Raw genomic sequence first — 25,915 nt, 5'->3', positions numbered from 1 at the left:
GTGAGCAGGTCAGGAGATGTCAGACATGAAGAGCCGTGAAGAGCGTATTACGGATAAGATAAATAAAAAAGGCGGCTATCTGCTCACTTTGCTGTGTCTGTTTCTGTTTGTCATTCTGCTTGGAACCCTGTTGTGGTCGAAACCACCTGTTGCTGGTCGATTTGAATCGACTCCAGCGGCCGAAAGCCCGGTTTGGACGATGGCCTATTTGCAGGATGAAGGCGCCGCTTATGTGGATACATTAAGCGAACAAATGAAGCTGCATCCCGATGTTTTGCTTTTTGCTGGACCTGCGGCTTTGGCTGGAAAAGTGGAGCGGTCCGGAGCTGTTCCGGCTCCCAGAGCATTCTTCCCGGTCTGGGATGGGTCCGCTACAGAGGCGAACATGGCTGTTCGTTTCACTCATATTCCTGAGCAACAGCTGACTGGTTATGGCAGAACCGCTTATTTTGTTGATTATGGCGCAGCGCGGTTCTGGTTTCTGAATGCGGAGCGTCTGGAGGCGGAGCCAGCCATTCAGCTGGCTTGGTTGAAGCAGACAGCGGAGCATAATCCGCGGCTGCATCGGGTCGTGCTCCTGAACAAGGAGCCGATGCAGCCTGAGGTTTGGAGCGGGCTCACGGTTAGCGGCGCCGAGCTCGTATTGATCGGCGCGAAGGCTTACGCGCCGGAGGCTGCTGTAACCGAACGGCCGCAGGCCGGTTACAGCAGCACCTCCGCCCACCCGGGGTGGGCGGAATGGACCATGAGCAGCCCCGCAGGCGGGCTGCTCATGGTCCAGGGCAGCGGCAGCCGGCTGGAGGCGGCTGCGGGCAGCGCCGGTCGCGCAGCGGACCGGCTGGCACTGGATGCAGCCGGACTGCGTCAATCGGCTGCTGTGCAAGAGCGCGCGTCGATTAGTATCGGCGCGATGTGGAAGTACCACGCCGGCGGTCCCGACGTGCGCACCGTGCTCCCACAGGGGCTCGACCTGACCGGCGAGCAGCCGCTCGTCACCCAGAGTCCGCTGCCACGCGAGGATTGGCGCAGCGCTGCCTATTCGGATGTACAATGGGGCTGGGCGCGTGCGCCCTTCGGACGCTCCCGGGAAAGCTTGGCAAGCAGAAGTATCGCAACAACGCTTCCGGCACAGGCTCAATCGCCAGCCTACTATTTCCGTAAAACATTTGTAGTCGATGAAGATCCTGCGGACATGAAGGATTGGATACTGAGAGTTGCATTTGAGGATGGCTTTGTCGCTTATTTGAACGGGATCGAAATTGCCAGAGATTCCATACGGGAGGGGCTGGTTGATTACCGATCAGTGGCCATTCCCCATCAGGGCGGGTTATTTGAAGACTATCCGCTCACAAATCAAAAAAATGTGATTGTAAAAGGCTTGAATACGCTCGCCATCGAAGTGCATGGCAGTCATCCGCAGACACCTGAATGGTGGTTTGATGCCAGTCTGACGTACCGTAAATAAGATGCGAAGAAACCGCAGGAAGGGAGAAGCTTATGAGCAGTCGTAGAGCTGGATATAGATTCACATCTTCTTGTATGCTACTGTCCTCATCAGAATCGGATAAGCGGAGAAGCCTTCGTCCTGCGGTTATTAGACGGATATGTATCTGGTTTGCCCTGCTGCTCTTGCTGTCAGTGCTGAACGCCTGCAGTTACTTGCCTAACCAGCGAAGCATCCACCATACAGACTTACAGGCGGCTCTTACCTTCTCCAGTACGAATATCATGATCGACAATGGCAATGATTTTGTCTGGAAAGGAGTTACCTTACGACTCAATAATGAGTATGATTTAACGATTGATCTGATGCCGCGCGGCATTACGAGTGTGTCTCTGGCTGATTTTCATAACGTACAGAGACAGCCCTTCAATCCGCAGAGCATGACACCGCATCAGTTGAATATACAGGCTCAAGCCGGATTCGAAAATAAGCCGGGCAGCTTTAATTGGTAACCAATTTGTACAACCACCGGGGAGGGAATTCGAATGAGAAAAATCGCAATCATCGGTGCAGGAAGTATCGTTTTCTGCAAAACATTAATTCTGGATATGATGGCGACAGAAGCGCTGGAGGAAACAACCTTTTATTTGATGGCGCCTTCAACCGGCAAAACGTCACAAGTGGAAGCGTTCGCAAACCGCGTAATCAAGGAAAACGGCTTGAAATCAAAAATTGTCATTACGACAGATCGTCGCGAAGCGCTTGCTGATGCCCATTACGTGATTTGCTCATTTCAAATCGGAGGTTTGAATGTATACGAAACGGATTATACGATTCCTCTTCGATACGGTGTGGATCAATGTATCGGGGATACGTTGGGGCCGGGAGGCATATTTCGGGCTATGCGCAGCATACCGGTTATACTCGAAGTCGCACGTGAGATGGAAGAGCTATGTCCACAGGCTACACTGCTGAATTACGTGAATCCGATGGCAATGGTATGCTGGGCGCTGGGTGAGACAAAGGTCAAATTCGTGGGGCTGTGCCACGGCGTACAAACGACTTTGGATTTAATATCCGGTTACGTGGGTGTACCTAAGGAAGAGATTGATTTCCTATGTGCAGGTATTAATCATATGGGCTGGTTCACGAAAATTGAACACCGTGGTAATGATTTGTACCCGATCCTGCGGGAGCGGTTTGAGCAGCCTGAGTTTTATGTGAATGAAAAGGTGAGGGGAGAGGTGTTCCGCCATTTTAATTATTTTATGACCGAATCGACGGGGCATCTATCCGAATATGTGCCCTGGTTCCGTAAAAATACCAAGGCGCTGGAGCTATACTGCGACGAACCGGCATTCGGTGGTGAATCCGGTGCCTACTACAACTGGTGCAAATACGTATACAGCAAGTATGGCGAGCAGGATATATTAGCAGGTGAATCCTACAATCTTCCTCCGCGCAGCGTGGAATACTGTGCATATATCATTGAAGCTCTGGAAACGGGTAAACCATTCAAATTCAATGGGAATTTACGAAATAACGGAATGATTACGAATCTGCCTGCGGATTGCTGCGCCGAGGGTCCGATTTTTGCTGATCGCAATGGGTTAAACCGTGTCGTTATAGGCGATCTGCCGCCACAATGTGCAGCATTAAATCTGACCAATATTAACGTCCAGCGGTTAGCGGTGCTGGCTGCCAAATCCGGTGATCCGGAAACGCTCGTTCAGGCTTGTGCCCTTGATCCGCTGACATCGGCTGTGCTTACGTTGAACGAAATCAGGGAGATGGTTTCGGAAATGCTCGAAGCGCAGAGGGCCTGGCTGCCTCAATTCGCAGGTCGATCCGTCCGCCAGACACCTTCCATCCATATCCCGGCAAATGTACAACGGGCCGATGTCCCTATTGATCCGGCGCTTGCTGTTATTTCACGGTTTGGTGAGCTTTCCAAATAAAAGCCAGTTATGCAGTGGCTGGAGTGTTGCATGAAGCTTTCTCAATACCTTATGATATCAACAGAAAGACACTAGCGTTGCATCAAATCGCTTAACAGGTCGTCGAGCTTACGCCTCTCACGTTGTTGCGAAGAAAGCCATAATCTAAACTTATTTGTCATCCAACAATTGGTTAGAATGAACATCTCTTTACGACAAGTATCCGCAATGATATTATTAAATTATCTTTTACAACTTAAATCGAACCGAAAGCATCGGGGGGTTGCAAAGTCTATCAGAGACTTTGTGAGCCTCCTTTTTCATTTCCATATTTTACAATGATTGATATAATGGAAAGGCGGGTCATGATGGAGATATCCTTATCAAAACGCAATGAAACGACTTTGGCGGTAAAATTTATCATCTTTTATAAAGATGGCATTGCTAAGATTAAGAATGTACCTGGTAGAAGATGGATTCCCGAAGAATCTATCTGGTCACTGCCTTATACATTGGAAGTGATTAATCAGCTATTGATGACCTTTAAGGACTGCAAATTTTATGTAGAACCACAATTGTTAGAGGAGTGCTACTTGCTTCAATCCTATGAACAGGTAAATATTTCTGATTCATTATCTAATGTATCTCAGTGGGATTCTGTCCTGAGGCAAAGCTTGAAAGATGAATTACTTCTCAGGGGTTATAGTTCAAAAACCGTCAAGGCCTATTTGGGCCAAGTCGAACGTTTTTTCAATTACTTTAAAGAGCAGGATATGTTCTGGAATCATCAAACAATTCATAACTACTCATTATATTTGTTACAAAAAAATTGCTCTCATTCCTATGTAAATCAAGCAATCAGTGCGATTAAATTTTATTTTCAGAAGGTTCTTAAACAAAATGAATCTACACCATATATTAGACCCAAAAAGGAACATAAACTTCCAAATGTTTTATCCCTCAATGAAGTTATGCTCATTTTAAAAGCCATCCATAATTTGAAACATAAAGCCATCTTATATTTAACTTATTCTTCAGGATTACGAGTGAGTGAGGTCGTGCGTTTACGATTGCAGGATTTTGATCAAGAACGTAAAACCCTACATATTCGTCAAGGTAAAGGACGAAAAGACCGGCTTACCCTTCTATCCGATACAGCTTTAGAAGTGTTTCTCCGCTACTATCAGCAAGAAAAACCCGAAATATGGATGTTTCCAGGACAAAACAAGGAGAAGCATCTGACGGAACGCTCGGTGCAAAAAATCTTTGAACAAGCTTTAGTTTCGTCAGGAGTAACAAAAAAAGTTAGTGTACACTCGTTGCGACATTCATTTGCCACTCATCTACTAGAAGGAGGTATCGATATTCGCTACATCCAAGAACTGCTGGGTCATCGAAGTACTCGGACCACCGAACGGTACACACATGTAAGTATAAAAGATGTCAGACGTATCAAAAGTCCTCTTGATCAAATTGATGACTGATTTAGTCTGTCTTACACAAAACCGTCACAAATTGTGATATTCCCGAAGTTCGCAAATACTATAAAACAAGATTATTTTACGAAGTTCGCAAATAAGACGTTATGGGAAATAACATGCAATCAAATATTGAAAGGACATAAATTCATGAACACTGATTATGATGTTGCATTATCCTTTGCAGGGGAAGATAGGAAGCAAGTAGAGCAACTTGCACTTGAATTATTAAGTCAGGGTATCAAGGTATTTTATGATGAATTTGAGCAGGCAAATCTTTGGGGCAAAGATTTGTATCAATATCTTTCAGAAGTATATTATTCAAATGCAAGGTATTGTGTAGTATTTATTTCAGAACATTACTCAAGAAAACTATGGACTAACCATGAATTACGTTCAGCACAAGCGAGGGCTTTTGAGCAGAATTCAGAATATATACTCCCTCTTAAATTAGACGATACTCAAGTACCGGGAATTCATTCCACAATAGGATATATTGATTTAAGGATAATTGGAGTAAAAAAGGTAGCAGAAATGATTATTACAAAGTTAGGATATAAAACATTTAAGGTCCATCCTTCTTTATCAGTGCTACCGATCATCCCTAACATTGCCCTACCTAATGATTTAATCGAGGATATTAATGCTATTTGTAGTATGCTTGAACTGGAAGTATTTACTGATAGAGAAATTGATAGAAAGTTCCTAGCGAAGAAAGATAGAATTTCTGTAGAGGTTATTAATGAGCTCAAAGCATTTGGACTCCTTGATCAAGGCGGATATTTAACAGAAAGTGGAATTTCTATGATACAAAAATTCTCAAGTGAGCTATCTAAGAATCGTATTGAAAATCTATTAACAGACAGAAGTAATAAGGTAAAACTTATTGAAACTATAAATTACTTAAGCATCCCTTCAAAGGTTAGAACTGAGTTAATTGAAAGTATTAATAAAAATGATGAATTACTATATCCAGTTATTAAAGATCTACTGTATGAAGGAAGTTCAATAAATTCAGCTAGAAGATTTAGACCAGTTAGAACTTATCATAATTTTCTTAAAGATATGCTCGGTAGCATTTATGATATGGATAAATTAGTAGAACTAACTGGAACGGAATTATATAGTTTTCTAAATTCATCATTGAAAGATGTAGATCCAGAATTAATCCATAACTTCTTTATTAAGTATGGATTGATGGAAAATCATCATATAAGTAAGACAGGATTTATTAATATTTATGAAGCAATACATGAATTAGAAAAAGAATGAATGTATTGCTAAGATGGCATGTTACATCCCATAACACCGTTTTCCCGCTGCGGGACTAACGCCCCTTGGTCTGCAAGAGGAATTTCGAGGAGGCTATTCAGCAGACGCACCTGCACCGACTAACCGCATCGCGGCCGCCCTTCGGGCTTAAGTCGGTGAGGCGTCGGGAACACAACAACGTTATGCGAAAGATCTGAAAGCCAATTAAAAACAAATTCATCATCAGAAGGGATTCTTATGAAACTGGTAATCATATTCGGGCCTCAAGCTGTCGGAAAGATGACGGTAGGACAAGAATTAGAAAGAAAAACGAAACTGAAATTATTTCATAATCATATGACAATAGAACTTGTTTCTAATTTTTTTAGTTATGAAAGCAAGTCGGGCAAACGATTAGTTGGGCTATTTCGTGAAGAAATATTTAAAGAAGTAGCCGCCAGTGATTTAGATGGACTAATATTTACATATGTTTGGGGCTTGGATATCCCAGCAAAGTGGGATTACATCAAAAAAGTCACCACTATATTTGAAGAAACAGGCGGGTCTGTTTACTTAGTTGAACTGGAAGCGGATGTTGAAGTGCGGTTAGAACGTAATAAAACAGAAAATCGATTATTACATAAACCGACTAAGAAAAATCTTGAACAATCCGAAAGAGATCTATTAAAAACAATGGAAAATCATAGATTAAATTCACTTCCAGGGGAATTTGAAGAAAAGAATTATATGAAAATTAATAACACAAATTTAACTCCAGAAACAGTGGCACAAATGATAATAGAAAGATTTGAGATATAAGGAGAATTTGAGGGGGAATTCAAAGAGGGCAGATCCTTCGCATAACACCGTATCTACGCTGCGGAGTCTACGGCTCCTTGGTCTGCAGAAGGGGATCGAGAAGTGGATTCAGCAGACAACCCTGCACTGCCTAACCGCATCGCGGCCAGACGCTACGCTCCTTTAAGGCAGTGAGGGTTCGTAGATACACAAACGTTAGCTGAAATTCCTGCAAAAAAAGATGGGAGTAATGTTATTATATAGAAAAACATCTTGAAAGGTAAAAAGCGTATGAAAATAAACTACAAAGAGATTAGAATGCTTCAAGAAAAGGAAGCAAGTTTATCGAATAAACTTAAAGAATTATTACCCAACGTTTTAAGAAGGTCTAATAAGATATTGCTTGAAAAGTACGAGTATAAATATGAATTTGAGACTACGGTACAATCCTTGCATGGCATTATAGGAAGTAAGAATAACACTTTTGTTGACAGTATTAGAACACAGTTTATAGATCCCTGGATTGTCAACATAAAACTGGACAATATTTATGAGGGGATTTTTCTAGCTTCAATGGGAGTGAGATACCCCAAAGTCCCGTGAATTCGGTGGTGGTTAAACCAGTGGACATAGTCGCTAAGCTCCAGAGCAAGTTGATCGGAGTTCAGGAAATGAGCGTGGTTAGCAAATTCCGTCTTGAAAATCTTAAATGTGGCTTCGGCAACCGCATTGTCATAAGGGCATCCTTTTTTGCTTAGTGAACGTTCAATTCCAAAGGTTTGTAACGCCTGGGAAATCAGTGTATTATCGAATTCTTTACCCCGATCGGTGTGAAACATTTGGATACGATCTAATCGGACGGAGATGCTCGCAATCGCCTTGTAAACCAGCGTTGCTGTCTTCCTCGGACCGCTGCTAAACCCAATGATTTCGCGGTTAAATAAATCCACAAACAAGCAGACATAATGCCATTTTCCTGCTACTCGTACATACGTTAAATCGCTTACCACAACCGCATAGGGCTCCTCTTGCTTGAACTGACGTTGTAGTTGATTACTGATCTTAGCCTCGTTGGCATCGGATTTGAACGGCCTGAACTGGGCAACGGTATAATTGGATACCAAACCATGCTTACTCATGATCCGACCGATCTTACGGCGTGAGATATGGAACGATTTCTTCTTCAATTCCACCTTGATTTTACGGGTGCCATAGTTGTTGCGGCTGGCTGCAAAGATGTCTAGAACCGCATCCTCAAGCTGTTGCTCCTCTTTATTCTCAGCAGGTAGTGGCGTGTAATAATAGGAACTTCGCGGGATTTGTAGGACTTTACACATTGCTGATACCGAGTACCTGTGAGCGTTGTTCCGAATCACATTTACTTTCGTCCCATGATCAGCGCGGCTTGCTTTAAAATGTCATTCTCCATTTTGAGCTGCTGGATTTCTTTTCGTAAGGCAAGAAGTTCATTTTCCTCTGGGGTACGGTTGGCTTTCTCTGAGAAGGAACCCGAGGTTTGACTTTGTTTGATCCATCGGTCTAATGCTGTTGCACTCAGATCATACTCACGAGCTATATTTGCTCGAGTTTTTCCGCTTTCATATAACTGAACCATTTGGCTTTTAAATTCATCTGTAAATGTACGTCTTTGCTTCGGCATCGTAGATTCGCTCCTGTCTGATGTTTTCATTCTACTAGCCCCTATTTTTTCTGTCCAATTTACTGTAGCCGATCCACCCAATGATTTTATAGCTAGATGGCTAAATGGAATGATGACTTATGAAGAGAAGCGAAGTTCAGAATTGAAGAATTACACTCCATCTAATGATCTTGTATTGTTTCAAGATCCGGAGGTCAGGGAATATACACTTTTATTTTTAGAGCGAAATTTTTACCGCAACTTAATTGCCCGAACCCGTTCAAAACCTCAAGATAGTTTGTGGAAGATTTGGTTTGGAGGGGGGAAGTTCGTTTGGGGCCTACTTATTGCACCTGTATATAGACAAGGAGCATGGACGAATGATGTGAGTGAAATACGAAGAGCAAATTATTCATATTGGACAATTGGTCACATACTTAACACAGGTTTCATCGACCCTACATCTCCACATCCCCATAAATTTTCTGATATTGAGAGCTTAATGGGTTTTTACCGGAGTATTCTAAAGCGTGTTTCTAATTCTCAATATGAGCAAGACATATTTGACAGATATTTAGATTATCTACAAAGATCCCAAAATGTTTATGAAGAACCCTTATTAATTCCAGAATTAAGATACGCTGGTTTGGAAAATAAACATCAATATAGATTGGATTTTATAATTCTTAACCCTCATTCGACGAAATACGTGGGATATGAAATTAGCCCCCATTCCACCCATATGGCGATTTCCGGAATAACCCAAAAGACGCAAACAATATTAAATAAGGAATTGTCTTTGAAATGGAACAAAGAAATGATAAAGAGAAATGAATATTTCTCTTCATTTGGGATAACAACAATCACATTTACAGACGAGCAACTGTCTAATATAGATGAATGTTTTCGATTAATCGAAAGAGTATTAAGTGAAAGAACAACAGAGAAACTGAACTTAAATATCGAGATGGACAAGTTCTTAAAGCACTATTGTAGCTAATTCAAGATGGTAGGAACTTCAGCTAACACCGTTTTCCCGCTGCGGGGCTATTGCCCCTTGGTCTGCACGAGGGATTGCAAAGAAGCATATTCAGCAGACAACCCTGCAATGCCTAACCGCGCAGCGGCCGGGACTTCGTCCCTTAAGGCAGTGAGGGTTCGGGAACACACAAACGTTAGCTGAAATTGCTGAAATTATCAAAAAGAGAGAAGGTAACAAATGAAAGGAATTAATAAGATAATAGAAGCAGTTCGATCAGAGAGTCCACTTTTGGAATTTTTTAGAGCAGGAATAAAACCGGAAGAAATAAAAGAACAAATTATTAGTGATTTCGATCCGTATTTTAGGAATAAAGATAACCTTTTCAAATATTCTATGACTTATTTAGTTTCAGATTGGATTCTTTATAATAAATATCGTGATAATAGTTGGTTCAAACAAAAATTATCAGAGTCATTAAATATGTATAGAGATGCTTCTAAACGTGATGTACTAGCATGTCATGATATTTTTAAGCAATTAATCGATGACCAAATTGAGACAGGGAACCGATTTTGGAGTTTCGTTTTTACAGAAACAAATAAAAAAGATTTAGAAATATATGAATTTACTCAAATGACAATGAATGATATCGGTAGAATCGTTGAAGGATTGTTTAAAACATTGTTATTAGAATATATCTCTATGTACAGATTATCAAAAGGTAAGAAGGTTGTTGTAAGTGATATCAAAAAGTTGGATCTTGGAATAATAAATAATGAACTCATTCAAACCTCTATTTTTCTCGATTTATTCTCAATTAGATCGTTAAAGCTATCTGATTGGAGAAACATTGCTTATCACCATAATTACTCAATTGAAAGTGAAAAAATTAAATGTACTTATGGTCCAAAGGATAATCGAAACACTATATTACTAGATAAAGATGAATTATGGGCTGTTTTGCTTGAAATATCACGAATACTTGATTTGCTTAACCTTACCCATAAATTCTATTTTTATGATAATGACACAGAAATACTCCAGGGGTTTGATTCTGACTCTATAAGCGGAGAAGCAAGAACGGAAATTTGGTTTTTAACATTCGCATCTGCGCTAGTAGCTCAAGGATTTGACATTATTTCATTTGAGACAAGCAAAGAATTTACAAAATTGATAGTTAGAGAAACTATTATTGATTCTGATAAAAGAACTAGAGCAATACATTCTTCACAATTTACATACAATTTATGGTACTATACATCCTCGGTTAAATTGGAAGTTGAATATAGGGATTTTGAAAACGTTCCATACTTAAGAGCATCTACAACAAATGAAATATGTGAAAAGATAGGAAGTAGAGAGAAGCCTTTCACTTATCTTGCTGAGTTTATTAACTTAGAGCTTTTAGAGAATGATGCTTGAAGGTTTTTCATGGATGTCAGCAACATCAGCTAACACCGTATTCACGCTGCGGGCCATACGGCCCTTGTCTGCAGATGTATTTCGAGGAAGCAGATTCAGCAGACAACCCTGCGAGGCTAAGTGGCGAAGCCACCCGGTCGCATTCGCTCCCTTAAGCCTCTCGGGCTCGTGAATACAAGAACGTTATGTGAAATTGGAGCAAGATCATATTTAAAGATTTATAAAGCATAATTAAATATTGTATGTGGGTGACAATCATGAAGTATATTTATAAATCGATTCCAGTATTTTTCATTACCCTATTTTATGGAATAATTGAATTAGGAATACTTGATTTGATTGTTTACGGTGAGGGGGATCGGCCTCCGGAAATGATTTCTTTTAAAGATTTATTGATTTATCACTTAGGAATTACTCCAATTATTTTCTTCTTTTTCGTTTTTATTTTTTATAACGTTGCATCTAAGTTGAGTAAGAAAGCGTCTTTTTTGACAGTAGGGATTTATTTTATATTAATAGAAGTCTGGATTTTCATTGCCTCAAAATTGATTAATGATAAACAACTAACTTTATATTTTTAATAATAATTTTTGTGGATAATTCGAAGAAGGCTCCCACATCACATAACACCGTATCTACGCTGCGGCCTGACGGCCTGGGTCTGAAAGAGGAATTTCGAGGAAGTATATTCAGCAGACAACCCTGCACAACCTAACCGCGTCGCGGCCAGTCGCTCTGCTCCTTTAAGGCAGTGAGGGTTCGTAGATACCCAAACGTTATGTGACATACCGTGAAACCCTATTATAAGGACATATTCAGATCATTCTTTGATGAAAACTCAAATTAGAAGGTGGCCTCTGAGTTATGACAGAAAATAAAGATGAAAAAGATATTATACAAATCCCGCAATATCATAGCCCACTCCGGCATTTAATGAATGAAGCATATGAACTTGAACACAAGTTTATTAAAACATTAGAGGAAGCCAAAGAAGTACAAAACTCATATCTCGTTATGGAAGGAGATCACGGCGGACAAATTTATATTGTTTGTCCAGTTCATATTATTAGAGCAGATAAAGATACACTAATTAGATTACTTAAAGATATCGATAAGGTGGAATGGGACGAATCCGATTCGACTGGTATGTACTTTGAAAGATTTAATCAAGGTGATATCGTTTCTGGTGGGATGGGTGGAGGACTAGCAACAGAGAAGCTATGGGTTCATGATAGCTTGATAAGGATTGGAAATGAAATATCAAAAGTAATTTATGGAAAGAAGAAGAGAATTAACTTAAAGTAAACAATTTTTGGATGGCAGCTCGAAGAAGCACGGTACGTCACATAACACCGTATCTACGCTGCGGCCTGACGGCCTGGGTCTGAAAGAGGGATTTCGAGGAAGCATAATCAGCAGACAACCCTGCACAGCCTAACCGCGTCGCGGCCAGTCGCTACGCTCCTTTAAGGCAGTGAGGGTTCGTAGATACACAAACGTTAGGCGAAATATTGCAATAATCTATAAACATCGTAATAAGTCGGGGTGAACCATGAAGATATTTTCAAAGAAAGATAATGTAATTAAACAAGATATATTATGCATTGATATGGAAATAGAGACTAGAAAAGAATACAAAAATATAACAAGACAGAAAGGGCGAATGGTTCCTGTTATTGATTGGAGGATTTCCCTATATATAAACGGGAGTAAGTTGGATGAAGACGAAGTGTTTGTAGAAGACGAGTTTTTCAAGTCCTTACTTAATCCAGGGAAGTACCCTATGTTCACATGCACTTGTGGAATATTTGGTTGTGGAGGTTATTATGTTGAAGTTATCCATGAGGGCGAAAGAGTGATTTGGTTAACAGAGCAATCCCCTTTTGAGGATCGCGCTGTCAAAAGTTTAAATAAGTTTATTTTTTCATGGGACCAAATTATTAGTTTTTCAGAAGAGTTAGTACAAAAATTTGAGAACCTCAAAAGCTTAATGAATATTAGTGACTTAGATTTTCATTTTGATGTTGAAAGATATAGCGGAATAATTAATGAAATTAAAGTAAGAAAAACTAATAATAACTTTTGAGGGGATTCGAAGAAGTCGCAATACATCGCCTAACACCGTATCTACGCTGCGGGGCTTCCGCCCCTTGGTCTGCCCGAAGATAATTCAAGGAAGTGGAGTCAAGCAGACAACCCTGCGAGCCTAAGTCCTGACGGACCCAGTCGCTACGCTCCTTTAAGGCTCTCGGGTTCGCAGATACACAAACGTTAGGCGAAAGTGCTGGAAGGGCGTTTATTTAAGGAAATTGCGAGTTTTAATTGACCGTTTTCTACAATTAATTCAGATTGAAAAGATTTATAGGAAATGCCTTTTATAGATATAAGGTTCACAAGTTCTAATATAAACAGAAGTTGATCTATGTTGGGAACACTGGATTCTAAAGTAGTATCATCAGGTAATAACCAAAGAACATTCATGATAGCACCCTCTTTACTGCGGAATTAATTACACATATTGTGTAAATTTATTTGAATATATCACATTAATGATGTGTAATCAACACTTTTTGTGTAAATCATCAATAATAACAAAATTTGTTGTTACAATATCATTGAATGTGAGGTGAAGACATGTGTCCGTACTTTCTGATCGGTTGAAACAGTTAAGAGAGGACAAGGGCTGGTCTCAGACATATGTATCAGAGCGGTTAGGAATAAAGCGAAGTAGTACATATGCCAATTGGGAGTATGGGATACGTGATCCGGATACTGAAACATTGGTGAAATTAGCGCAGATATTTGAAGTAACAACAGATTATTTGACGGGAGCTTCCGATATTATACAATTCCCACAATTAGATGAGTTGGATCGGGAGTTATTTCAAGCAATTCGAAGCTTAAGCAAGGAAGATAAAGAATACGTATTAGGATTTATACAAAGAATCAGAAATAAATAACGACTAGAAAGACAGACACCGCTAAGTATTAAAGGGTGTCATTTTTTTATTTATTAGAGTAAGAGTTTTTGAAAGTAAACTCAAAGAAGTCAGCACCATCGCCTAACAACACATTCACGCGGCGGAGCCTTACGGCTCCTTGGTCTGCCCGAGGTAATTCAGGGAAGCGAAGTCAGGCAGACAACCCTGCACCGACTAACCGCAGCCGCGGCTAGCCCTTCGGGCTTTAAGTCGGTGAGGGTTCGTGAATGTACAAACGTTAGGCGAAATTATTCTTAAAAGGATGTTGTAGAGGATATGTATATTAAAGAAGTAATGGAAGAAATGGAAATAAATCATGCTAAATCATTAGAAGCAAATAAAATTATGGTTAGATTATTCGACAAATATTTACTAGGTGGTGAAATTCCTGATAATCTACTCTCCCACCTATCCTTATATTTTATTACTAAATTCCACAAGTCAGTGCTTGCATTTCGAATGCTAGTTGTTTCAGGTTTCGACGAAGATGCAAGTGTTGTTTTACGAACTTTAGTTGAGCTAGTAATAATATTGGCTTATATTTCAAAGAAACCAGAGGAGCGAGTCGATCGATTTATAGAATTTGACTTTATAGCTCAGTATAAATTATTACAAATCGTAGATAAACATTATCCAAATACAGTCATTAGTAATGAACGAAGGAATCAAATTGAAGATGATTATCGAACATACAAGCATAATTATAATAGGAAAGATCAATGGTCTGATAAGACAGTTTATGATATGGCAGTTGAAGTAGGAATGTTGTTTTGGTATGAGATGGTTTATAAAATTGATTCTAGTTATGTACATTCCAATATTAGTGCCAGTAGAGGATTTATGCTTGAAGGAATAGAGGGGTTACAGTTAGCGGTTGGTCCACAAGTTTTTAAAGCTACAGATATCCTTTCTAAATCATGTGAACTTTCAAGAGTGATTTTATTTGTAGCATTGCAGAATATGGGGTTTGATACCGACGAGACAATAGAAACATGGGATAATGCTCAGAAGTTGTTACAAGAAGAATTTAGAACGCATCTCGAAGAAGAAGAATAACTTCGCCTAACACCGTATCTACGCTGCGGCCTTACGGCCTGGGTCTGCAAGAGGGATTTCAAAGAAGCAGATTCAGCAGACAACCCTGCACTGCCTAACCGCGTCGCGGCCGGGACTACGTCCCTTAAGGCAGTGAGGGTTCGTAGATACAACAACGTTAGACGAAACCAACGCAAGGCTATTGAAGAAATTTTTCTATCCATGCTCCCTCATACTGGAAAGTAATAATTGGTTACTTATTATATAATCTATGATCAGGTTTTTAGTTTGACAAGGAATGAATCAGAAACGACCCTTAATAAAGAATGTCTTTCAAGATCGTTTTCAAGACGTTTTCAATGACTTTAAAGAGAAGTAAATTAAGACTTATTTTAAAGATTGAAGAGGGATGTTTTGTGGCTAAATCGAAGAGGGCCGTTGGCATCGTCTAACACCGTATTCACACTTCGGGGGCAAGCCCCTCGGTCTGCCCTATGAGATTCGGGGAAGTGGATTCTGGCAGACAACCCTGCGAAACTAAGTCCGCAAGCGGACCCGGCCAGACAAGCTGTCCTTAAGTTTCTCGGGTTCGTGAATACACAAACGTTAGACGAAAGACCTGTAAAGATATTTTAGTAAAACCGAAAGGATAGACATGAAAATATGGAAATATTTGAACATATAACCTTTAAATCTAATTTATCACTAGAAGAGTTTACTGAAAGGCTGAGTGAACAAGTTTTTCTTACACAAAAATTCCAATATGATTATGAGAATGAAAATAATTGGAGTCGGGCATTTGATGAGGACCATATAGAAATTAACATATCTAAACCATTTGAAGAAGGTACATTACAAGAATGGGATAGCACAGTACCAGAAGGCTGTAACTTTGGAATTGCTTTGTGTAGTAGTGATGAAATCTATAATTATGAAAACGATAAATTAAATCAAGGCTTTGTACTGGAGAAACTAATACCCAAATATATAAAGCTTGTTGAAATAATAATAAATAGTAATGCTTACTACCATAGAGGGAATTATTTCAAACAATATAAAGAACTTAAAAATTTATAATTTTTGAATGCATTTCACAGAGGACAGGTCCTTCGTCTAACACGGTATTCACGCTGCGATCGGCAAGCCGATCTTGGTCTGCCCGAAGATAATTCAAGGAAGTGGGATCAGGCAGCCAACCCTACAAGGCTAAGTGGCGGAGCCACCCAGTCGCTATGCTCCTTTAAGCCTTTCGGGTTCGTGAATACAACAACGTTATGTGAAATCATTGCAAATTCATTTTTGTAAGTAAAGGGAAGGAAGATTAAAGTTGGACTTACTTTACAACAAAATTCAACAATTTAAACAAAGGCCAGGAATGTATCTGGGAAGACCATCTGTATTCTTACTTCAGGCTTATATGAATGGTTATGTGGATTACTATAATGAAGTGAATGAAGAGCAGAATTATTTTTTTCTTCCTCAATTTCAGGAGTACATTCAAAAACGATTCAAGATAGAGAGTACGCATAGCTGGGCACAGATAATTTCTTTTTACTCAAGCAGTGATGAGGAAGCATTTAATGCATTTTATAGATTACTAGATGAATTTATTGAAGAAGCGGTTGAAATCACAAGAACAAACGATAGTTTGAAGCATATTCATGGAGGCAATGACATCACCTAACACCATATTCACGCTTCGGGCCATTCGGCCCTCGGTCCGGCAGAAGTTAGAAGAGGATTCGATGAGGCAATTGGCAGTAGCAGGGAAGTGGATTCAGCCGGACACACCCGCACCATCCAACCGCGTCGCGGCCAGTCGCTTTCGCTCCTTTAGGATGGTGGGGCGTCGTGAATACAAGAACGTTAGGTGAAACTCTCGAAACATATAATAAATAGAAATTAGGTAACAAGATATTTTAACAATCTCTTCAGTTAAGACTGCTGGATTTATATTTTACTAACAATAACATTAAAGTCTAGAAGAGGGATAATATGAGATGGACCAATATAATATTAAAACTTATAAGCCATTTATTATTGTTAGTCTCGATCGGGTTCGCTATATTTTTGTATTCGGATGATTACGAAGTTTTTCCTTGGGCGACAAGAGACGAAGCCCTAAAATATTTACATCTTATTTTAACAATTCCAATACCATTATTAGGCTCATTAATAATTAATATGTTCATTACCCGAGGTAATAACGGTTTGTCTACAAGGATACTTAGATATTTTCCAATTGGTTGTCTTTTTTTGATATCAGGATTTTTCTTTTTAATTACTTCATTGAACACAGTAATGTTACAGCTAGGCTTTGGTATCGCAATAGTTCTTTTTATTATAGAAATATACTTGTTGATATATGATCTAAAACAATAAACTTTAGCTCGTGTATGTTTTTCAGGATGTCGAGAGCATCACCTAACACCGTATCTACGCTGCGGCCTACGGCCTGGGTCTGCGAGAGGGATATCGAGGAAGCGTAATCAGCAGACAACCCTGCACAGCCTAACCGCGGTCGCGGCCAGTCGCTACGCTCCTTTAAGGCAGTGAGGGTTCGTAGATACACAAACGTTATATGAAAGAGTCTAAAGAATATTATTTAAGGACTGATTTAAATGAATCGACCATGGAAGAATACAAGCAGTTCAAATGATTTTAATTACATTGATTTTCATGATTCTGTAGTACTTTCATTTGAGAACACTGAGAATATTCTTAATTTATATATAGAAGCAGTAAATATTTTAGCAGAACATCCCTTAAACCCACATTCAGTTGCTAAACGAGTTGATGAAAGTAAGTTAGAATTTATTAATATTAATTTAGTGGAGTCTACTCTCTACAAGTATGATACAGAGCCTATGAAAGCAGATTTAACAATACTTACTGAAATGGAAATACTGAAATTTGAAATGTTATTAAACAATAAAGTAAAGATATTTGGTGAGGCAAGTACTCAATATAATAACTATTTTTGTGAGATTCTCATTGAAGCAGACGAATATAGATTTTCATGGAATGAGTTTATCTCAGACGCTTGGTTTGTAAATTGGAATAACATTAACTAATAAAACATTTGCCAGCCAAATCACAGAAGAGACTCCTTCATATAACACTGTATCTACGCTGCGGCCTGGCGGCCTTGGTCTGCAAGAGGGATTTCGATGAAGTTAATTCAGCAGACAACCCTGCACTGCCTAACCGCATCGCGGCCAGTCGCTCCGCTCCTTTAAGGCAGTGAGGGTTCGTAGACACCCAAACGTTATCGGAAATCAATGCAAATCTGAGTTTAAAACTGTAGTGTAGTAGATATAGGAAGAAGAAAAATTACAAATGGAAGGTGTATCTATGAAGGGAAAGTATGAAAATGAATTAAGCTTAATTGGCAATGATGAGAATGAGAAAACTCCAGAAGGAAGCGATAGTAACGTTATTCAACAGAAAAACAGTTACTATTGGGATACAAAAGGTAATGAGTTCTTAAAAGCAATCGTGCTTCCTTACTATGGTGCGTTTATTTCAGAGGAAAACTACCAACTTTTTGGCGATATTTCAGAAAAAAAACTATTGGAGATCGGCTGTGGCAACGGTCAATCTATGCAATATCATGCAGAACGTAATGCATCTGAACTATGGGCTCTGGATATATCGGAAAGACAGATAGAGAAGGCAGCACGGCATTTGGTTTCAATTGGTGTATCGGCAAAATTGATCTGTTCTCCTATGGAAGAAGAATGCGGTATACCTGAGGATTATTTTGACTATGTTTATTCAATATATGCCATCGGTTGGACAATCGATCTTGAAGGTACCTTTTGTCGAATTGCTTCTTACCTTAAAAAAGACGGTGTATTTATTTTCAGTTGGTCTCATCCCATACACAGATGTGTTACTGATGATAACGGTAGGTTCTTTTTTCAGAAAAGTTACTTTGATGAAACATGGTATCCAGTAGCAGTTGAAGGGGAGCTATTATTAGCGGACCGTAAACTGTCATGTTATGTGAACGCTTTGGCAAAAGCGGGATTTGTTGTTGAGCAAATGATTGAACAACCGGATGACGATATCATGCATTCGAGCGATAATAACAGTGATAAGATAAAGAGAGCTAAAATGCTTCCTTTAACTTTTGTGATTAAGGCAAGAAAATTATAATATCTGATTGAAACAGCGAAACAAATATTAAGATTGTAGGATGAATCAATGAAGGCATTGACATCCGATAACACCGTATTCAAGCTGCGGGGGGCGAGCCCCCTTGGTCTGCCAGAGGGATTTCAAGGAAGCGGAGTCAGCAGACAACCCTGCGAAGCCACCCAGTCGCTGCGCTCCTTTAAGCTTCTCGGATTCGTGAATACAAGAACGTTATCGGAAATTGAGGCAAATATTAATATTACAGGATGCGATTCAATGAAGAAGATAAAAATAGAAAAATCACCGATACCTATTATCTGGTTAGACACTCTTGCAATTATTGAGATATATAAGACAAAAACAGGAAAATCATTCGATAACAGAGCTCAAAAATTATACGATTTAATTAAATTGAAGGTCGCGGCTGGAAAGCTAATTTGTCCACTAGGTGATCATGAAGAAGAAATAGAGGAAGATCTAAGGGAGGTAACTAACACTATATTGGGTTTGACACTTGGTATCAGATTTAAAGCTAACGAAGATATACAACAGACTCAAGTCATTAAAGCAATAAAACTATACGAAACGAATAAGTTACCTATGCTCACATATAAAGATGCTTTTTATAAAGACCCGTTAGAAGAGATTAAAAGAACCAGTCCATTTATCATATCTGTTGTTATTAATTCAACCTCAGAAGAGATTGGTAGAAGAAAATACACCAAAAAACTAAATTTGGAAGAATTACAAAGAACTAAAGAAAATTATTATATGGATAAAGATTTTTACGAGCAGTTAGAGGATGAGTTGATGGGCCACTATAGCGCAACTAGATATGTGTATGAGACGCTAATGCACAAATCTAGAAATAAGTTGCCATTTACAGAAAGGGAATTTAATCAAATCAATAACATGCTCGCAATACCACTAACATATTGGAAGAGGTATAAATCGAATGGGTTAAATGGATATATTGAGTTTCTTAAATCAGTTGAATATAAGAATCTTCCCTATGTAGATATTAATGCAAGGATGACCGCGGATTTATTTACTTCAAAAAGGAAATTGATTGATAGTGGGGATCCAACTGATATATCAAATATTTCAACATTGCTGCCATTTTGTAATTATGTCTTAACAGATAAAGACCAAATGAACAGAATTAAACGTCAAAATATAGATAAGAAGTACGATACTTATGTTTATTCTATGTCTAATATTGATGAGTTATTTGATAAGTTAGAAAACCTTTAATTCACAATGATTTTGAAAGTAACTCATAGTAGGCCTCAACATCCGATAACACCGTATCTACGCTGCAGCCTGACGGCCCTGGTCTGCAAGAGGATTTTCGAAGAAGCAGAATCAGCAGACAACCCTGCACTGCCTAACCGCGCCACGGCCGGGACTACGTCCCTTAAGGCAGTGAGGGTTCGTAGATACCCAAACGTTATCGGAAAGATACGCAATATGTAGAGACATGAATGGAGATACATAGAAATCGTATTTCCATTTTTTCATATCCATGCTAATGTTATGTTAATTATTGGAATTCGATTAAAGGAAGTAAATAACAAGAGAATGATACTGAAGATCGGAAGAACTAGTTAAGGTCAAAGGACATAAAAGATCGTAAGAGACAGTTAAGATCAAGGGACATAAAGATCGTAAGAGACAGTTAAGATTAAGAGACATGAAAGATCGTAAGAGACAGTTAAAGTCAAGAGACATATAAGAACTTAAGAAACAGTTAAGGGCTGAAATATAGTTAAGAGATTTTCGGGTAACTCAAAGAAGGCGTATCCATCCGATAACACCGTATCTACGCTGCGGCCTGACGGCCTGGGTCTGCAAGAGGAATTTCGAGGAAGCGTAATCAGCAGACAACCCTGCACTGCCTAACCGCATCGCGGCCAGTCGCTACGCTCCTTTAAGGCTCTCGGGTTCGCAGATACAAGAACGTTATCGGAAATCGTTGCAAGACTATAATAAAACACTAAGTCTGGAAGTGATTCAGTGGCTGTATTATTAGAGAAAGTTACAGAAGATGGACTGATTGCTCTAAAGAATTTATGTGAACTTGGAGCGTATGATCTATCTGAATTAAATGGGACCAATGTTAATGAAAATGGAATATATCTAAAGAACAATAACTATAAGAATTGGTATGAGGATCCGAGTTATGACCTATTCTTTATACGTGTTGAGGGATTATTAGCGGGATTTGTAATTGTTAAACACATAATTGAAGAAGATGTCTATTATTTGAATCATTTTTTTATACTGAGGAAATTTAGAAAGCAAAATATTGGTAAGCAAGCAGCAAGAATGGCATTCGAACTGTATGCAGGTAATTGGCGAGTAAGTCAATTTGATTGGAATACTCCAGCTCAGATATTCTGGAGAAAGATCGTAAGGCACTATACAAGCGACAATTACGTCGAGACAAGAAGAAAAGACGATAAAGGGCCTGCACAAGAATTTACAAATCGGGAGATTTTGTGAGTTAATCATTGAAGGCAACGACATCTGATAACACCGTATCTACGCTGCGAGGGGCAAACCCCCTTGGTCTGCAAGAGGCATTTCGGGGAAGTGGTTTCAGCAGACAACCCTTACTGCCTAACCGCGTCGCGGCCAGTCGCTACGCTTCTTTAAGGCAGTGAGGGTTCGTAGATACCCAAACGTTAGGTGAAAGTTCTGAATGATTATTAAAATCGTTAAATACTTTTTTAATTACACTAAGATGGAGGATAATTGGTGAATATTATATTGAGATCCATACCATCAGCATTACATCTAATATTAACTATATTTTATTTTCATTATATATTTGGCTCTAATGGAGATTTCTTAGAATCAAGATTAGTCATAGGATTCTCGGTATTACTATTAACGAATGGAATTTCTAGTACTCTTGTTTCTAAAGGCCAAATAAATTCCCTTGGAGTATCTTGATCTTCAAAATCAATAATCCTGATAAAGAAAGATTATATAATGGGCAAGATCTAATAATGACAAGTAATTATTTCTTACAGATGAATGACATTGGAATAATATCTCATTTGCAAGATAATGGGCTAATGAAAGAATTTTTCTTAGAATATAGAAGTGAGTTTGTAAATACGATATTGCATCCCATTCAGTTCAGAGAACTTTGTACTGAATTTCAATACAAAAGCTATTTACTTAAAAGATCCCCATTTTATACAATTACCTTGCCAAATGAGCAAAATGGAAAGATGCAAATTGTATCTCATGATTTTAATAGTGATTTCGAGGAATGGGATAATGAAACGTTTTGTAGATTACTTGAATATAATTGGAAACCTTGGGGGCTAAGTTTTGAAGACATCTATAAAGATAAAAATCACAAAATAACATATTTGAAGAATGAAGACGGGTCTATAAAGAATTTATTCGTAGCTCAATGAAGTCATAATCCTTCGTCTAACACCGTATTCACGCTGCGGGAGCTAAAGCTCCCTTGGTCTGCAGAGGGATTTCGGGGTAGTGGATTCAGCAGATAACCCTGCACTGGCTAACCCCGTCGCGGCCGGCAGTAAGCTGCCTTAAGCCAGTGAGGGTTCGTGAATACAAGAACGTTATGTGAAATCACAGTAATATATTTAATGAAAGCATCTCAAGGAGGCCTGTATGAAGACAATTATCTATATGGTTAGGCATGGAGAATCACCATACAATGAAGGGAATGAAAGAACAAGAGGGCTTACCCCAAAAGGAAAGATCGATATTGAAAAAGTAACGAAGTTACTTGTAGGTGAAGGAATAGATATGATTATATCAAGTCCATATACTCGGGCAATTCTTAGTGTTGAGGGATTGGCCGAGCACTTAAACTTAGATATTAAAGTATTTGAAGATCTTAGGGAACGTCATTTTGCAGCAGAAATTATTGAAAATGCAGAGTTAATGTCTAGTATCAGAGAGAGTTTTAATGACCCTGATTATACCTTGCCGGGTGGAGAGTCTAATGCTGATTGTCAGAAAAGAGCAATCGCAGTTCTAAAACCCATATTAAAAGAGCATAAAGGGAAGAAAATAGCAATCGGGACTCATGGTCTTGTAATGACTTTGATGATGAATCATTTTGATCCAGCTTATGGCTTTGAATTTTTGAATCAATTAAAGAAACCGGATATCTATAAAATGCTATTAGAGGACTTGGAATTAAAAGAAGTAACAAGATTGTGGAATGATTAGATTTTATAAGGTTTATCGAAGAGGACTGTGACATCACATAACAGAGTATTCATGCTGCGGGGGACAAGCCCCCTTGGCCTGCCCGAAGCAATTCGGAGAAGTATGAGCAGGCAGACAACCCTGCAAGGCTAAGTGGCGAAGCCACCCAGTCGCATGCGCTCCTTTAAGCCTTTCGGGTTCGTGAATACAAGAACGTTATGTGAAATTCCTGAAATGAAATAAAAACTAAAAAATCTGAGAAAGAATGGGTGTTAATACATGGGAGCTTGGGGATACGGAAATCTTGAAAATGATACTGTATTAGATTGGGTAGAAGAACTTTTAGAATCGGAGGATTTGAGCTTAATATCTGAATCTATTGAAACAGTGTTTGAGGATAGTTATTTGGATGCAGATACAGCATCTATCGCTGTTGGAGCATTAGAAATATTGGCAGCGCTACAAAGCAGACAGGGAAAAGAAGAATATGATGAATAACTTGTAGAATGGATAAACAAACATAAAGGACAAGGTACTAATCTATTAGTAACGGGTCAAAAAGCGTTGCGAAAGATACTAGACGAATCCGAACTTAAGGAATTGTGGGAGGAAAGTGATAGTTTTGAGGATTGGGTAAAGACAATTAAGGAATTGGAAGAAAGATTATTTTCGTAAGGCAGTTTCAAGAAGCCAGGAACTTCACATAACACCGTGTTCTCACTGCGGGGCTTACGCCCCTTGGTCTGCAAGAGGAATTTCGGGGAAGCATTTTCAGCAGACACACCTGCACTGACTAACCGCATCGCGGCCGCCTTCCGGGCTTAAGTCGGTAAGGCGTCGGGAACACAAGAACGTTAGCTGAAATTTCTAAAGATCAATATTAAATAAATATAGAAAGGAAGCGGGACGATTATTAAGAGGAATGTCATTTATAATGTAATATCAATAATTATTCATTTGTTTACTTGTGTAGCTTCGGGATTTTTTATGATTTTTTTAAGTACAATAGACAATTCCTTAATTCATTCAGAAATAATTTGTTTTATAGTCTCGAGCCTATTTTATTTTTTGTTAGGCTATGGATTTTCTTTATATAAAGATGATTCTATCAATAATAATCGTTTGAGAAATGCTTTTTTATTTTCTGGAATTGCTATTTTCGGAATAGTTATTTGGTTGTATGTATTTATTTTTTTCCCATATGAAGAATACGACATAAACAAAGGAAGAGTTAGTAACGAGATATTTTATGAATTATATAACTTCCCATTTATAGCTGCTTATGAGGAGAATAATAAATGGAGTGTTGTATATTTACCCTTTATCCCTTCATTACTTATGTGGATAGGTTTCCAATTAACAGGATGGAAATTTATTTTTAAACAAAGAATGATGAGAAGTTGTAAGTAGCGCACAGAAGCCAGCAACATCAGCTAACATCGTATTCACGCTGCGGTTCCTGACGGATCCTTGGTCTGCCCGAGGCATTTCGAGGAAGCGGAATCAGTCAGACAACCCTATGAGGCTAAGTCTTCGACTCGGCGCTGAAGCGCCTTAAGCCTCTCGGGTTCGTGAATACACAAACGTTATACGCAACCCCGGAAAACCGGATAAAGAGAAGAGAGGTATATTCGGTGACGTTCAAGAACAAAAACTTAAAAATAATAACTTTAATTTTATGTGGAATCATAGGAACATACTTTATATTAAACAATTTAATAGTGCTTGATCGAACAAATCAAGAATTAGGTATATATGACTTCGTTAAATCATCGGCTGATGTAGAATTATTAGTTGAAGGGACAGGTAGACAGAACATAATGGGGGAAACGGTCTCAACTAAATTAAAGATAATAAAGATCCAATGGAATAAGACTTCTCATAATCTTGTTGAGGGAAGCGAAATTGAAGCTAACGAATATTTTGTAGTACATAAGAATAGACAAGTGAGTGGATTACAATTCATTCCAGGAAGAAGCATCTATAGCATGGGAACAAGCTATAAGAGGTTGGGGATTGGTGAACAAAAAACAATCGATTTAAGAATTAATAAAGAAACAAACCAATTATGGATAATGCCGGAAGAACATATAAAACAATGATATAGGTTATTCAAAGAAGCCGGGGCAGCGTATAACACCGTGTTCCTGCTGAGTCGCATACGCTCCTTGGTCTGCCCGAAGCTTTTCGATGAAGTGGAATCACGAAGACAACCCTGCACCGACTAAGCGCATCGCGCCCGGCCTATCGGCCTGGATCGGCTACAGTAAGTTGGACAGATAAATTGAGGGCTAGTAGAATAAAGATATCAGACAGGAGCGAATCTACGATGCCCAAAGAACGACGTACATTTACAAACGAATTTAAAAGCCAGATGGTTCAGTTATATAAAAGCGGAAAGACTCGAGCCAACATTGCTCGTGAATACGATCTGAGTGCAACAGCATTAGATCGATGGATCAAACAAAGTCAAACTTCCGGTTCCTTCTCAGAGAAAGCAAACCGTACCCCTGAGGAAAACGAGCTCCTTGCTTTACGTAAAGAAAATCAGCGGCTTAAGATGGAGAACGACATTTTAAAGCAAGCCGCGCTGATCATGGGACGA

25 protein-coding genes and 2 pseudogenes are annotated in these 25,915 nt (G+C 39.1%); 25 read left to right on the top strand and 2 right to left on the bottom strand.

Annotation, left to right across the window (positions count from 1 at the left end; genetic code table 11):
- Nucleotides 1-25: 25 nt before the first annotated feature.
- From BK127_RS37055 to BK127_RS37030, 6 genes are all read left to right on the top strand, one after another.
- The gene (locus tag BK127_RS37055) at nt 26-1,465 is read left to right on the top strand and encodes a hypothetical protein (protein ID WP_076237715.1); all 1,440 of its coding nucleotides are present in this window, start codon (nt 26-28) and stop codon (nt 1,463-1,465) included.
- Between the two features lie 32 nt (nt 1,466-1,497).
- Nucleotides 1,498-1,956, top strand: coding sequence for a hypothetical protein (locus BK127_RS37050; protein ID WP_076237714.1), 459 nt, complete (start codon nt 1,498-1,500; stop codon nt 1,954-1,956).
- 33 nt (nt 1,957-1,989) lie between these two features.
- Nucleotides 1,990-3,402, top strand: a complete 1,413-nt coding sequence (gene melA / locus BK127_RS37045; RefSeq protein WP_076237713.1) for an alpha-galactosidase — start codon at nt 1,990-1,992, stop codon at nt 3,400-3,402.
- Between the two features lie 347 nt (nt 3,403-3,749).
- On the top strand, nt 3,750-4,865 hold the full coding sequence (locus BK127_RS37040; protein ID WP_076237712.1) for a tyrosine-type recombinase/integrase: 1,116 nt from the start codon (nt 3,750-3,752) through the stop codon (nt 4,863-4,865).
- Nucleotides 4,866-5,009: 144 nt separating this feature from the next.
- A complete protein-coding gene (locus BK127_RS37035) occupies nt 5,010-6,131 on the top strand; it encodes a toll/interleukin-1 receptor domain-containing protein (protein WP_076237711.1) in 1,122 nt (373 codons plus the stop codon).
- 237 nt (nt 6,132-6,368) lie between these two features.
- Nucleotides 6,369-6,929: a DEAD/DEAH box helicase family protein gene (locus BK127_RS37030; protein WP_076237710.1), complete on the top strand. Its 561-nt coding sequence runs from the start codon at nt 6,369-6,371 to the stop codon at nt 6,927-6,929.
- A 527-nt stretch (nt 6,930-7,456) separates the two neighbouring features.
- Here BK127_RS37030 and BK127_RS37025 read toward each other — a convergent pair.
- Nucleotides 7,457-8,598 (bottom strand): IS3 family transposase gene (locus BK127_RS37025; protein WP_372237405.1). Its coding sequence is split into 2 segments (ribosomal slippage): nt 7,457-8,322 and nt 8,322-8,598, totalling 1,143 coding nucleotides; the frame shifts between segments, so codons are not numbered across the junction.
- A 79-nt stretch (nt 8,599-8,677) separates the two neighbouring features.
- On the opposite strand from BK127_RS37025, the gene BK127_RS37015 reads away from it, so the two are divergent.
- The 5 genes from BK127_RS37015 (at nt 8,678) to BK127_RS36995 (ending at nt 13,037) form a co-directional block, all read left to right on the top strand.
- Nucleotides 8,678-9,547: a hypothetical protein gene (locus tag BK127_RS37015; RefSeq protein ID WP_076237707.1), complete on the top strand. Its 870-nt coding sequence runs from the start codon at nt 8,678-8,680 to the stop codon at nt 9,545-9,547.
- 219 nt (nt 9,548-9,766) lie between these two features.
- The gene (locus tag BK127_RS37010) at nt 9,767-10,951 is read left to right on the top strand and encodes a hypothetical protein (RefSeq protein ID WP_076237706.1); all 1,185 of its coding nucleotides are present in this window, start codon (nt 9,767-9,769) and stop codon (nt 10,949-10,951) included.
- 257 nt (nt 10,952-11,208) lie between these two features.
- Complete coding sequence (locus BK127_RS37005) at nt 11,209-11,532, top strand: hypothetical protein (protein ID WP_076237705.1); 324 nt, start codon at nt 11,209-11,211, stop codon at nt 11,530-11,532.
- Between the two features lie 283 nt (nt 11,533-11,815).
- Nucleotides 11,816-12,256 carry a hypothetical protein gene (locus tag BK127_RS37000; protein ID WP_076237704.1) on the top strand — a complete coding sequence of 147 codons (441 nt, stop codon included), beginning with the start codon at nt 11,816-11,818 and terminating at the stop codon, nt 12,254-12,256.
- A gap of 247 nt (nt 12,257-12,503) precedes the next feature.
- On the top strand, nt 12,504-13,037 hold the full coding sequence (locus BK127_RS36995; RefSeq protein WP_076237703.1) for a hypothetical protein: 534 nt from the start codon (nt 12,504-12,506) through the stop codon (nt 13,035-13,037).
- A gap of 185 nt (nt 13,038-13,222) precedes the next feature.
- On the opposite strand, the gene BK127_RS36990 is transcribed toward BK127_RS36995, so the two are convergent.
- Nucleotides 13,223-13,432 carry a hypothetical protein gene (locus BK127_RS36990; protein ID WP_076237702.1) on the bottom strand — a complete coding sequence of 70 codons (210 nt, stop codon included), beginning with the start codon at nt 13,430-13,432 and terminating at the stop codon, nt 13,223-13,225.
- A 176-nt stretch (nt 13,433-13,608) separates the two neighbouring features.
- On the opposite strand from BK127_RS36990, the gene BK127_RS36985 reads away from it, so the two are divergent.
- The 14 genes and pseudogenes from BK127_RS36985 to BK127_RS36910 all read left to right on the top strand — a co-directional run.
- Nucleotides 13,609-13,911, top strand: a complete 303-nt coding sequence (locus BK127_RS36985; protein ID WP_256711605.1) for a helix-turn-helix domain-containing protein — start codon at nt 13,609-13,611, stop codon at nt 13,909-13,911.
- A gap of 297 nt (nt 13,912-14,208) precedes the next feature.
- Nucleotides 14,209-14,988: a DUF5677 domain-containing protein gene (locus BK127_RS36980; protein WP_076237700.1), complete on the top strand. Its 780-nt coding sequence runs from the start codon at nt 14,209-14,211 to the stop codon at nt 14,986-14,988.
- Between the two features lie 642 nt (nt 14,989-15,630).
- Nucleotides 15,631-16,044: a hypothetical protein gene (locus BK127_RS36975; RefSeq protein ID WP_076237699.1), complete on the top strand. Its 414-nt coding sequence runs from the start codon at nt 15,631-15,633 to the stop codon at nt 16,042-16,044.
- Between the two features lie 250 nt (nt 16,045-16,294).
- The gene (locus BK127_RS36970) at nt 16,295-16,651 is read left to right on the top strand and encodes a hypothetical protein (RefSeq protein ID WP_083689874.1); all 357 of its coding nucleotides are present in this window, start codon (nt 16,295-16,297) and stop codon (nt 16,649-16,651) included.
- Nucleotides 16,652-17,588: 937 nt separating this feature from the next.
- Complete coding sequence (locus tag BK127_RS36960) at nt 17,589-18,041, top strand: hypothetical protein (RefSeq protein WP_076237697.1); 453 nt, start codon at nt 17,589-17,591, stop codon at nt 18,039-18,041.
- A 280-nt stretch (nt 18,042-18,321) separates the two neighbouring features.
- Nucleotides 18,322-19,128, top strand: a complete 807-nt coding sequence (locus BK127_RS36955) for a class I SAM-dependent methyltransferase (protein ID WP_076237730.1) — start codon at nt 18,322-18,324, stop codon at nt 19,126-19,128.
- A 48-nt stretch (nt 19,129-19,176) separates the two neighbouring features.
- The gene (locus BK127_RS36950) at nt 19,177-20,361 is read left to right on the top strand and encodes a hypothetical protein (protein WP_076237696.1); all 1,185 of its coding nucleotides are present in this window, start codon (nt 19,177-19,179) and stop codon (nt 20,359-20,361) included.
- A 762-nt stretch (nt 20,362-21,123) separates the two neighbouring features.
- Nucleotides 21,124-21,612, top strand: coding sequence for a GNAT family N-acetyltransferase (locus BK127_RS36945; RefSeq protein ID WP_076237695.1), 489 nt, complete (start codon nt 21,124-21,126; stop codon nt 21,610-21,612).
- Nucleotides 21,613-22,145: 533 nt separating this feature from the next.
- Nucleotides 22,146-22,541, top strand: coding sequence for a hypothetical protein (locus tag BK127_RS36940; protein WP_179097737.1), 396 nt, complete (start codon nt 22,146-22,148; stop codon nt 22,539-22,541).
- Between the two features lie 223 nt (nt 22,542-22,764).
- Entirely contained in the window at nt 22,765-23,331 is a 567-nt protein-coding gene (locus BK127_RS36935; protein ID WP_076237693.1) for a histidine phosphatase family protein, read from the top strand.
- Between the two features lie 258 nt (nt 23,332-23,589).
- Nucleotides 23,590-23,985 (top strand): annotated as a pseudogene (locus tag BK127_RS45190) (DUF4259 domain-containing protein).
- Between the two features lie 393 nt (nt 23,986-24,378).
- Entirely contained in the window at nt 24,379-24,720 is a 342-nt protein-coding gene (locus BK127_RS36920; RefSeq protein ID WP_144026668.1) for a hypothetical protein, read from the top strand.
- 224 nt (nt 24,721-24,944) lie between these two features.
- Complete coding sequence (locus BK127_RS36915; protein WP_076237690.1) at nt 24,945-25,412, top strand: hypothetical protein; 468 nt, start codon at nt 24,945-24,947, stop codon at nt 25,410-25,412.
- Between the two features lie 227 nt (nt 25,413-25,639).
- A pseudogene (locus BK127_RS36910) lies at nt 25,640-25,915 on the top strand (transposase); the annotation flags it as partial.

This window comes from Paenibacillus sp. FSL H7-0331, from assembly GCF_001956045.1.
This window is presented reverse-complemented; position numbering and strand designations above follow the sequence as displayed.

Coding starts and splice junctions, on each gene's coding strand:
- BK127_RS37055 (WP_076237715.1), top strand. CDS start 26: ATGAAGAGCCGTGAAGAGCGTATTACGGATAAGATAAATAAAAAAGGC.
- BK127_RS37050 (WP_076237714.1), top strand. CDS start 1,498: ATGAGCAGTCGTAGAGCTGGATATAGATTCACATCTTCTTGTATGCTA.
- melA (WP_076237713.1), top strand. CDS start 1,990: ATGAGAAAAATCGCAATCATCGGTGCAGGAAGTATCGTTTTCTGCAAA.
- BK127_RS37040 (WP_076237712.1), top strand. CDS start 3,750: ATGGAGATATCCTTATCAAAACGCAATGAAACGACTTTGGCGGTAAAA.
- BK127_RS37035 (WP_076237711.1), top strand. CDS start 5,010: ATGAACACTGATTATGATGTTGCATTATCCTTTGCAGGGGAAGATAGG.
- BK127_RS37030 (WP_076237710.1), top strand. CDS start 6,369: ATGAAACTGGTAATCATATTCGGGCCTCAAGCTGTCGGAAAGATGACG.
- BK127_RS37015 (WP_076237707.1), top strand. CDS start 8,678: ATGATGACTTATGAAGAGAAGCGAAGTTCAGAATTGAAGAATTACACT.
- BK127_RS37010 (WP_076237706.1), top strand. CDS start 9,767: ATGAAAGGAATTAATAAGATAATAGAAGCAGTTCGATCAGAGAGTCCA.
- BK127_RS37005 (WP_076237705.1), top strand. CDS start 11,209: ATGAAGTATATTTATAAATCGATTCCAGTATTTTTCATTACCCTATTT.
- BK127_RS37000 (WP_076237704.1), top strand. CDS start 11,816: ATGACAGAAAATAAAGATGAAAAAGATATTATACAAATCCCGCAATAT.
- BK127_RS36995 (WP_076237703.1), top strand. CDS start 12,504: ATGAAGATATTTTCAAAGAAAGATAATGTAATTAAACAAGATATATTA.
- BK127_RS36990 (WP_076237702.1), bottom strand. CDS start 13,432: ATGAATGTTCTTTGGTTATTACCTGATGATACTACTTTAGAATCCAGT.
- BK127_RS36980 (WP_076237700.1), top strand. CDS start 14,209: ATGTATATTAAAGAAGTAATGGAAGAAATGGAAATAAATCATGCTAAA.
- BK127_RS36975 (WP_076237699.1), top strand. CDS start 15,631: ATGGAAATATTTGAACATATAACCTTTAAATCTAATTTATCACTAGAA.
- BK127_RS36960 (WP_076237697.1), top strand. CDS start 17,589: ATGAATCGACCATGGAAGAATACAAGCAGTTCAAATGATTTTAATTAC.
- BK127_RS36955 (WP_076237730.1), top strand. CDS start 18,322: ATGAAGGGAAAGTATGAAAATGAATTAAGCTTAATTGGCAATGATGAG.
- BK127_RS36950 (WP_076237696.1), top strand. CDS start 19,177: ATGAAGGCATTGACATCCGATAACACCGTATTCAAGCTGCGGGGGGCG.
- BK127_RS36940 (WP_179097737.1), top strand. CDS start 22,146: ATGAATGACATTGGAATAATATCTCATTTGCAAGATAATGGGCTAATG.
- BK127_RS36935 (WP_076237693.1), top strand. CDS start 22,765: ATGAAGACAATTATCTATATGGTTAGGCATGGAGAATCACCATACAAT.